This is a genomic window from Roseateles sp. YR242, assembly GCF_900109745.1.
GTDB lineage: Bacteria > Pseudomonadota > Gammaproteobacteria > Burkholderiales > Burkholderiaceae_C > Roseateles.
Genome location: NZ_FOAV01000015.1, coordinates 118,400 through 127,099, shown reverse-complemented (window position 1 = coordinate 127,099; position 8,700 = coordinate 118,400). Strand labels below are relative to the sequence as shown.

Genomic DNA, 8,700 nt, shown 5'->3' with positions numbered 1-8,700 from the left:
TCCACCCCCACCATCGAAGTCATGACCAACCTCCTCAATGAGCGCGCCTATTCGACATGCGCATCCTGATACGCGAGGTCGCCGCCGGGCAAACACCGGCGGCGCCCCAAGACACCGTCCGAGCTACAGCGTCGAATCCGACCAACGTGCCCCACTCTTAACTTCGGGATAGAACCCAGGAAGGTATCCAGGGTCACGTGGCGGGCTTCCATCAGCGCGAAGGAAGCAGGAGGGAAAGTATCAGGAAGGAATGGCTGGGCGGAGCCCAGACAGGAGGGACATGGAGTAAACAGCCCCCGAATTGGCGCTTCCCAGCGCAGGCCAAGGCCAGATCCAAACCCAAAGCAAAGGCAAAGGCAAAGGCAAAGGCAAAGGCAAAGGCAAAGGCAAAAGCCTGAGCCAAAACCACAAACCACAAAACGAGGATCCGTACCTCAGCTAACGGAACCCAAAGGGAAATGCTCAGCCAAGGAGCCTCTTCCCAGTCAGTCGTTCGTGTTCCCGCAACGCGTAGCGATCCGTCATCCCCGCGATGTAGTCAGCGCAAGCGCGTGGGTGGTCATCGCTATTGGCGCAGTCTGCCGGCAGCTTGGTGGGATCATGAAGATAGATCTGGAACAGATCTCTCAACACCTCTTCGGCACCGGCTCGCTTGTCCTGCACCGCCGGATGACGATAAAGGTTGGCAAAGAGGAAGCGCTTCAGCTCCGTACTGGCGTGCCGCATCTCCGGGCTGAACCGCACCAGCGGCCCGACCGCCCTCGCCTCGTCCGCCGACGCAATACCCGCCTCCTCAATGGCGGAACGCGTCGCGCCAATGATGTCGTAGACCTGCTGGGACAGCATGCGCCGGATGGTCTCCGCCAGCAGACGCTTGTCCGTCAGCCGAGGGTATTCGGCCAGCGTCTCATCCAGGAAGCGCTTGACCAGCGGCACCTGCTCCAACTGCGCCAACGTTACCAGCCCCGACCTTACGCCATCGTCCACGTCATGCGCGTTATAGGCAACCTCGTCGGCCAGGTTGCACAACTGGGCCTCCAGGCTCGGCTGCCCCCCAACGATGAAACGTGCCGCCACCCCACCCGGCTCGCCCGCCTCCAACCGCTGCGCATCCCGCTTGCTGCAATGCTTCAGGATGCCCTCGCGGCTCTCGAAGCTGAGGTTCAGCCCGTCAAACTGCGGATACCGCTGCTCCAACTGATCCACCACCCGCAAGGACTGCAGGTTGTGCTCGAAGCCGCCATGCGCCTGCATGCAGTCGTTCAGCACGTCCTGCCCCGCATGACCAAACGGCGTGTGGCCCAGATCATGCGCCAGAGCCACGGTCTCGATCAGGTCCTCATCCAGCCCCAGGCTGCGCCCGACCGAGCGCCCCAACTGCGCCACCTCCAAGGAATGCGTCAGCCGCGTACGGAACAGATCGCCCTCATGGTTCAAAAACACCTGCGTCTTGTAAACCAGCCGCCGAAAAGCACTGCTGTGGACGATACGGTCCCGGTCACGCTGATAGTCACTTCGCGTCGGCGCCGGCGGTTCCGGAAATCGACGACCTCGGCTGCGTTCGGGGTGGGAGGCATAAGGCGCACGCAGCGTATCGGTCATGGTGTGAAGATCAGGTGTCGTGGGTCAGTCGCCCCGGCGGGCCGGTTCCGGGATCCCCCCGGCACGTCCGGGGTCAGCCACGGGGCCGCTGTGGGTGTCCAGCACCTGGGCCACCAGTTCGGTGGAGGCAGCCCTCACTCCCGCCTTGCCCAGCCCCTCGATCACCACGAAACGGATCTCTCCGCCCTCGTTCTTCTTGTCGATCTGCATGAGTTCAAGATAGCGAGCCAGGCCCAGCGCGGGTGCCACCACCGGCAGACCCGCCGCCTGAATCAGGCGCTTCATGCGATCCACAAACGAAGTTGGCACCAGCCCCAGCCGCGCCGACAGATCAGCCGCAAGCACCATGCCGCAACCCACCGCCTCGCCGTGCAGCCAGACGCCATAGCCCATGCCGGTCTCGATGGCATGCCCAAAGGTGTGGCCGAAGTTCAGGATGGCTCGCAGGCCGGACTCGCGCTCGTCCTGCCCCACCACCCAGGCCTTGATCTCACAGCTGCGCTGCACCGCATAGGCCAGCGCAGCCTTGTCCCGGGCGAGCAAGGCACCCAGGTTGTTTTCGATCCAGCCCAGGAAGGCGACATCAGCAATGGGGCCGTACTTGATCACCTCCGCCAGGCCGGCAGAGAGTTCACGGTCCGGCAGAGTGTCCAGCGTGTCCAGATCGGCCACCACACGGGCAGGCTGATAAAACGCACCCACCATGTTCTTGCCGCGCGGATGGTTGATGGCCGTCTTGCCGCCTACCGATGAATCCACCTGCGCCAGCAGCGTCGTGGGAACTTGCACAAAGGGCACGCCACGCATGTAGATTGCCGCCGCGAAACCGGTCAGGTCGCCAATGACACCACCGCCCAACGCGAACAGCACCGTTTTTCGGTCTGCCGTCGCGGCCAGCAGATGGTCGATGATGAGATCCAGGCTCTCCCAGCTCTTCTGGGCTTCGCCGTCCGGCAGCACCAACGCTTCAACCCGACCATACACGCTGGCCAGACGCTGGCGCAGCCGCTCCAGATACAACGGCGCCACCACGTCATTGGTGACGATCAGCGCCGTGCTGGCTCGCGGCAGGCCGGCCCAGGTCTCTGGCTGGTCCAGCAGCCCGGGCGCGATGCGGATGTCGTAGCTGCGGTCACCCAGATCGATGGGCACGCAGGCCAAGGCACCAGCGGCAGGCGTGGCAGGAATGGAAGCGGATGCGGAGGAAACTGGGGCTGAAGCGCTCATGTCCCCGGAGTGTACGGGGCCTTGCCGCCCCGCCCCGGGTTCTCCCCGACAGGCGGGAGGGGCGTGGGGTTCGCACCAACTGTGGCAGCCACCCGGGCGGGGTCGATATGCCCCGCCAGCTCCAGCTGCATCAGGATCATGTTGGCCAGCCCCTGCACCGAAGGCCGGCTGGTTTCCAGCACGAAGTGGGCACAGCGGCGATAGAGCGGATCCCGCTGGGCATAGAGCTCACGCAGCTTGGCCATGGGGTTGCTCACCTGCAGCAGCGGACGTGTGGTGTCATGGCGCAGACGGCGGAAGAGTTCGTCAGGCGAGGAGCGCAGATACACCACCGTCGAATGCTCCTGCATCCGGTCGCGATTGATGTCACGCAATACCGCGCCGCCGCCAGTGGCCAGCACCATCTCGCCAGGTTGGTTCAGCAGCTCGGCGATGACCTGCGTTTCCAGGTCCCGAAACGACGATTCGCCCATGCGGGCGAAGTAGTCCTTGATCGTCTCGCCGCCGAGATGTCTTTCAATCTCGGCGTCGGCGTCAACAAATGGCGCATCGAGCTGCCTGGCCAGCACCCGGCCGACGGTGGACTTACCACCGCCGGGCATGCCGACCAGGGACAGCTTCATCAACGCGGGATCAACGTGCGGCCGAGATCCGGTCGCTCACCACCTTGGGGGTGATGAAGATCAGCAGTTCGGTCTTGCTGGTGGTGCGAGCACGGTTCTTGAACAGATTGCCCAGCAAGGGGATGTCACCCAGGTAAGGCACCTTGTTCTCGGATTCCTGCTCGTCCTGCGTGTAGATACCACCGATGACCACAGTCCCGCCGTTCTCGACCAACACCAGCGTCTGCACATGCTTGTTGTTGATGGCGTAACCCATGGTGGTCAGCGTACCGCGGCTGTCCTTGTTCACGTCCACGGTCAGGATCACATTGCCTTCCGGCGTGATCTGCGGCGTGACTTCCAGCTTCAGCACAGCCTTCTTGAAGGTCACCGACGTGGCGCCGCTCGACGTGGCTTGCTGATACGGGATTTCTTCACCCTGCTCGATCAGTGCCTTGGTCTGGTCAGCCGTCACGACACGCGGGCTGGACACGATCTTGCCCTTGCCATCCGATTCCAGGGCCGACAGTTCCAGGTTCAGGAAGCGGCTGGCGCTGGAGCCGAACAACGACACCGCGAAGGTGGCGGCGTTGGCGCCGGAGAATACGTCCGAGGTGGTGTTGGCACCGAAGTTCACGAACTGGGTGTTGGTGAAGTCCACCGTGTCAGTCACCTGACCTGTCTGCGCACCGATAGCGGTGTAGTTGCCGCCAATGCTGACACGGCTGTCGCCCACGCTGATCGGCTTGGCCGTCGTCGCGCCCAGCTTCACACCCAAGGTGCGACCGAAGGTGTCGCTGGCTTCAACAATACGCGCCTCGATCAGCACCTGACGCACCGGGATGTCGATCTTGGCAATCATCGCGGCAATCTCTTCCAGCTTGGAAGGGATGTCACTGATGAACAGCTGGTTGGTGCGGGTTTCAAAGATCAGGCTGCCACGGGGGGACAGGATGCGAGTGGTGTTGGAATTACCCCCTCCCGAGCCACCGCTGTTCTGGCCGGTCAGACCCTTGGCAATTTCTTCAGCCTTCGTGTAGTTCAGCTGGAAGGACTGCGTGCGCAGCGGCTCCAGTTGCGTGATCTGGTTCTTGGCTTCCAGCTCGGCCTTTTCCTTGGTGGCCAGTTCTTCCTTCGGCGCGATCCACAGGACGTTGCCGGTCTTGCGCAGACCCAGGCCCTTGGCTTGCAGGATGATGTCCAGCGCCTGGTCCCAGGGCACATCCTTCAGGCGCAGGGTCACGTTGCCGGTCACGGCATCGCTGGTCACCACGTTGAAGTTGGTGAAGTCGGCAATGACCTGCAGCAGGGCACGCACTTCAATGTTCTGGAAGTTCAGGCTGAGCTTGTCGCCAGCGTAGCCGGGACCTTGCGTCAGCTTGTTGGGATCCACCTTCTGCGGGCGCACTTCCAGCACGAACTGGTTGTCGCTCTGGTAGGCGCTGTGCTCCCAATTGCCCTTGGGCGTCACGATCACGCGGACACGGTCACCCTGCTGGGTGGCCACCACGGTATCCACCGGCGTGCCGAAATCGGTCACGTCCATGCGGCGACGCAGGCGCTCAGGCAGCGAGCTGCGCGGGAACTCCACGACCAGGCTCTTGCCTTGCTGCTGGATGTCCACGCCGATCTGGCTGCTGGGCAGGTTCACGATCACGCGGCCGGCACCATCGGCACCACGGCGGAAGTCGATGTCCTGCAGCGTCTGCACGCCGGCATTCTGGCTGGGAGCAAAGTGCAGCGGCTCGGTCGTCGCGCCGGTGGCCGTCGCGGTCTCGGCGGCAGCGGTGGGCTGCGGCGCAGGTGTCGAGTCCAGGAAGATCAGCAGCGCGCTGTCCTGCAGCTGGGCACGATAGGTGCTGGCTTGACGCAGGTTCAGCACCACACGCGACCGGTCACCCGCCTGGGCCACATTGGCCGTGCGCATGTTGCCGGTGTTGATGTCCACCGTGTTGCGCCCCAGACCGTTGCTCACGCCCGGCAGGTCCAGCGCGATACGCGGCGGGACCTGGACGGCGAAGCCCTTGGGCACTTCGGTCAGCGGCTTGGACAACTCGATGCGGATGACATCGTTGCCGGACTGCTGCGTCGAGGTGATGGAGCGGATGATGTTCTGCGCGAATGCCTGCACCGGCATCAGGGCCGCCAGGCCCAGGGCACAGGCCAGCACACGCCAGGAGCCGGAGCGGGTCTTGGGTTGGCTGGTCCCGTTCGTCGACGGGTCACTCGTTCGGGCGCTCATGGAAGCGTTCTCCACAAAAGTCTTCATCGTCCCTGCTCCTGTAGCTGGAGAGTACTGGTGCGTTCAATCCATTCGCCCGCAGCGTCCTGGACGACTTCTCGCAACGTGATTTCGGTTTCGCTGATCTTGGTGATCCGGCCAAAGTTCTGGCCCAGGTAGTCACCCGCCTTGACGTGATACAGCAGGTTTTCCACCTTCAGCAACGCAAACTGGCGTCCACCGCGGACCACACTGCCCACCATGAACATGCCGTCCAGCGGGAAGGCTTCCAGCGGTTCCTTGCGGCGCTTCATTTCAGACGCCAGCAGCGAACTGGGCTGCGCAGCTTCCTGCTTGAAGGCCACTGTCAGCTTCTGGGTGCTGAAGGGGTCCACCCCATTCATGGCTTCATACGGCTGGGGCAGGAACTTCTTGGGCGGTTGCAGCGGCTTGACGGAAGGCTTGGTCTGTTGACGCTGCTCTTCCATCCACTGCTGCAGTTCGTCGGTGGAGGACGTGCAACCGACCAACGCCATGCCGCACAGGCTCAGTGCGAGCGTCCTGCCCAGCAGGGTGCGAGTGAGCGTGACACGCATCATTTCTTCTTCCCTGGTTGGGCCGCACGCTTTTGCTCTTCCACTTCCGCAGGGTCGAGATAGCGGTAGGTACGGGCGGTGGCTTCCATCGTCAGATGCGCGGTGTCGCCTTTGCTACCCTGCGGTGCCGAGATGGTGAGGTCATGCAGCGTCACGATCCGGGAAAGGTTGGACACGTCTGCGGTGAACGAGCCAATGTCGTGATACTGGCCGGACACCTTCAGGGCGATGGGCTGCTCGGCGTAGTAGTCCTTCATCACGATCTGCCCCGGACGGAACAGTTCGAACTGAAGGCCACGGCCCAGGCCCGCCTGATTGATATCGGACAACAACGCGTCCATTTCAGCCTTGCCAGGCAACTGCTTTTCCAGTTGCAGGACGTATTCCTCAACTTGCCGCTTTTGCTTGCGAAGCTCGGGCAGGTTGACAGCCTGTGCCAACTTGCCGCGATAGTCTTCCTTCAGCTGCGGCTCACGCGCCTTTTCGGCCTCCAGGGCGTCATTGGCGTCGGAGAGCAACACGAACCAGCTCACCGCCACCGCAGCCACGGCCACGAAGATGAAGGTGACGATCTTGGGCGCGGTCGGCCACTGGCCGGGCTTCTTGGGATCGAGGTTCTGGAACTGGCTCGAGAAATCCGCGAACCAGGCGTTCAGATCCAGGTTTTTGAGGTCAGCCATGCAGTCCTCAGTTCTTGTTGGCCGGAGCCGGCTTCACGCCGCCCGGTGCGCTGGCGGCCCCAGCTACGGCCTCCGGCGTTGCAGCCTTGATGGCCACCTTCATCGAGAAATCGAACAGGCGGCGAGCATCACGTGAGTTGTTGGCCGCGAGCTTGATTTCCACCAGCTCGGGGTTATCCAGCCAGTCGGTGTGGCCCAGGTTGCGCAGCATCTCGGACACACGCTCATTGGTAGCCGCCTGACCGTTCACGATCACGGACTTGCCGGTCTGGCGAATACCTTGCAGGTAGATGCCTTCAGGCGTGAACTTGGCCAGCTCGTTGAGCAGGTGCACCGGCGTGTTGCGATCGCTTTGCAGGTCTTCCACCGCACGCTGGCGGGCCCGCAGGGCGTCGATTTCGGCGCGCAGCGTGGCGATGTCCTTGATCTGCTCGTCGAGCTTGGTGATCTCCGACTTCAGGAAGTTGTTGCGCTCGACCTGGGACGACGTCATCTGCTCAAGCAGCAGATAAATCACCCCGGCGACCAGCGCGCCAGCGACCAGCGACATGCCCAGACCCACGTAGAACGCGGTCTCACGGCGCTTGCGTTTCTCCTCGCGATGCGGGAGCAGGTTGATCAGAATCACTGAAAAAACCTCCGCATCGCCAGCCCGCAGGCTGTCAGGTAGGCCGGTGCTTCACGACGCAGCTTGTTTTCACGCACTGCGGAGCCAAGCACCATGTTTTCAAAGGGATTCACCACCATGCAGGCGAATCCGGTCAATTCGGTCACGCGTTCCTTCAGGCCAGGAAGCGTGGCAGTTCCGCCAGCCAGCATCACGTAGTGCACCTTATGGTGAGGTGTGCTGGTGAAGAAATACTGCAGCGCGCGGCCGATTTCCTGCGACAAACTGTCGACAAAAGGATTGAGCACTTGGCTCTCATAGTCCTCCGGCAGTTCGCCATTGAGTTTCTTCTGCTCGGCTTCCTCAAACGAGAAACCGTATTGGCGCGAAATCAGCATGGTGAGCTGGGAACCGCCAAAGGCTTGATCCCGGTCATACAGCATTTCGTCGTCACGCAGCACCTTCAGACTGGTCGTGTCGGCACCAATTTCGAAGAGGGCCACCAGTGCGTCCTTGCCCTCGTTGGGCAGGGTCTCCACCAGCCGGCCCATGGCCATGCGCGAGGCGTGCGATTCAATATCCAGCACTACCGGGCGCAGACCGGCCGCCTCGGCCAGGGCCTGGCGGTCCTGCACACGGTCCTTGCGGGACGCGGCAATCAGCACCTCGACATCACCCACGGACGTCGGGCTCGGCCCGATGACGCAGAAGTCCAGACTCACCTCGTCCAGCGAGAACGGAATGTATTGATTCGCCTCGGCTTCGACCTGAAGCTCCAGCTCTTCTTCACGCAGGCCCGCAGGCAGCATGATTTTCTTGGTGATGACTGCAGACTGCGGCATCGCCAAGGACGCATGCCTTGTCTTGCTGCCGCTGCGCATCACCACACGGCGCACAGCCTCCGCGACCTCGTCGAATTTCTCGATCTGGCCATCGGTAATCCATCCCTTTTCAAAAGGCTCCGTGGCAAAACGTTCAAGAACGTATTCCCCACTCGCGTTTTGACTCAGCTCCACAAGCTTGACGCTGGACGATGAAATGTCCAGGCCAATCATGGGCGGATGGGTGCGTCCCAGTAGTACGTCCAACAACCCCATGATGCGTTCCCCCAACGCGCCGCACACTGCGCCGGTTTGTTAATAAGTTACTTGAATGCTAGCAGCAA

At 62.3% G+C, this 8,700-nt stretch carries 8 protein-coding genes; all 8 read right to left on the bottom strand.

Annotated features, from left to right (window positions below):
- Positions 1 to 462: 462 nt before the first annotated feature.
- The 8 genes from BMY53_RS21970 to BMY53_RS21935 all read right to left on the bottom strand — a co-directional run bounded on the left by BMY53_RS21970 (position 463) and on the right by BMY53_RS21935 (position 8,632).
- Positions 463 to 1,602, bottom strand: coding sequence for a deoxyguanosinetriphosphate triphosphohydrolase (locus BMY53_RS21970; RefSeq protein WP_092948683.1), 1,140 nt, complete (start codon positions 1,600 to 1,602; stop codon positions 463 to 465).
- Positions 1,603 to 1,626: 24 nt separating this feature from the next.
- Positions 1,627 to 2,829, bottom strand: coding sequence for a 3-dehydroquinate synthase (gene aroB / locus BMY53_RS21965; RefSeq protein ID WP_092948681.1), 1,203 nt, complete (start codon positions 2,827 to 2,829; stop codon positions 1,627 to 1,629).
- Complete coding sequence (locus BMY53_RS21960) at positions 2,826 to 3,452, bottom strand: shikimate kinase (protein WP_092948679.1); 627 nt, start codon at positions 3,450 to 3,452, stop codon at positions 2,826 to 2,828. The genes aroB and BMY53_RS21960 overlap by 4 nt, the downstream gene beginning before the upstream one ends.
- A gap of 10 nt (positions 3,453 to 3,462) precedes the next feature.
- Positions 3,463 to 5,568 carry a type IV pilus secretin PilQ gene (gene pilQ / locus BMY53_RS21955; protein WP_092948713.1) on the bottom strand — a complete coding sequence of 702 codons (2,106 nt, stop codon included), beginning with the start codon at positions 5,566 to 5,568 and terminating at the stop codon, positions 3,463 to 3,465.
- Positions 5,569 to 5,696: 128 nt separating this feature from the next.
- Complete coding sequence (locus BMY53_RS21950) at positions 5,697 to 6,248, bottom strand: pilus assembly protein PilP (RefSeq protein WP_092948711.1); 552 nt, start codon at positions 6,246 to 6,248, stop codon at positions 5,697 to 5,699.
- On the bottom strand, positions 6,248 to 6,928 hold the full coding sequence (locus BMY53_RS21945; protein WP_092948677.1) for a type IV pilus inner membrane component PilO: 681 nt from the start codon (positions 6,926 to 6,928) through the stop codon (positions 6,248 to 6,250). The genes BMY53_RS21950 and BMY53_RS21945 overlap by 1 nt, the downstream gene beginning before the upstream one ends.
- A 7-nt stretch (positions 6,929 to 6,935) precedes the next feature.
- Positions 6,936 to 7,556: a PilN domain-containing protein gene (locus BMY53_RS21940; protein ID WP_092948675.1), complete on the bottom strand. Its 621-nt coding sequence runs from the start codon at positions 7,554 to 7,556 to the stop codon at positions 6,936 to 6,938.
- Positions 7,553 to 8,632: a pilus assembly protein PilM gene (locus BMY53_RS21935; RefSeq protein ID WP_092948709.1), complete on the bottom strand. Its 1,080-nt coding sequence runs from the start codon at positions 8,630 to 8,632 to the stop codon at positions 7,553 to 7,555. Before BMY53_RS21935 ends, BMY53_RS21940 begins: the two co-directional genes overlap by 4 nt.
- Between the last annotated feature and the right edge of the window lie 68 nt (positions 8,633 to 8,700).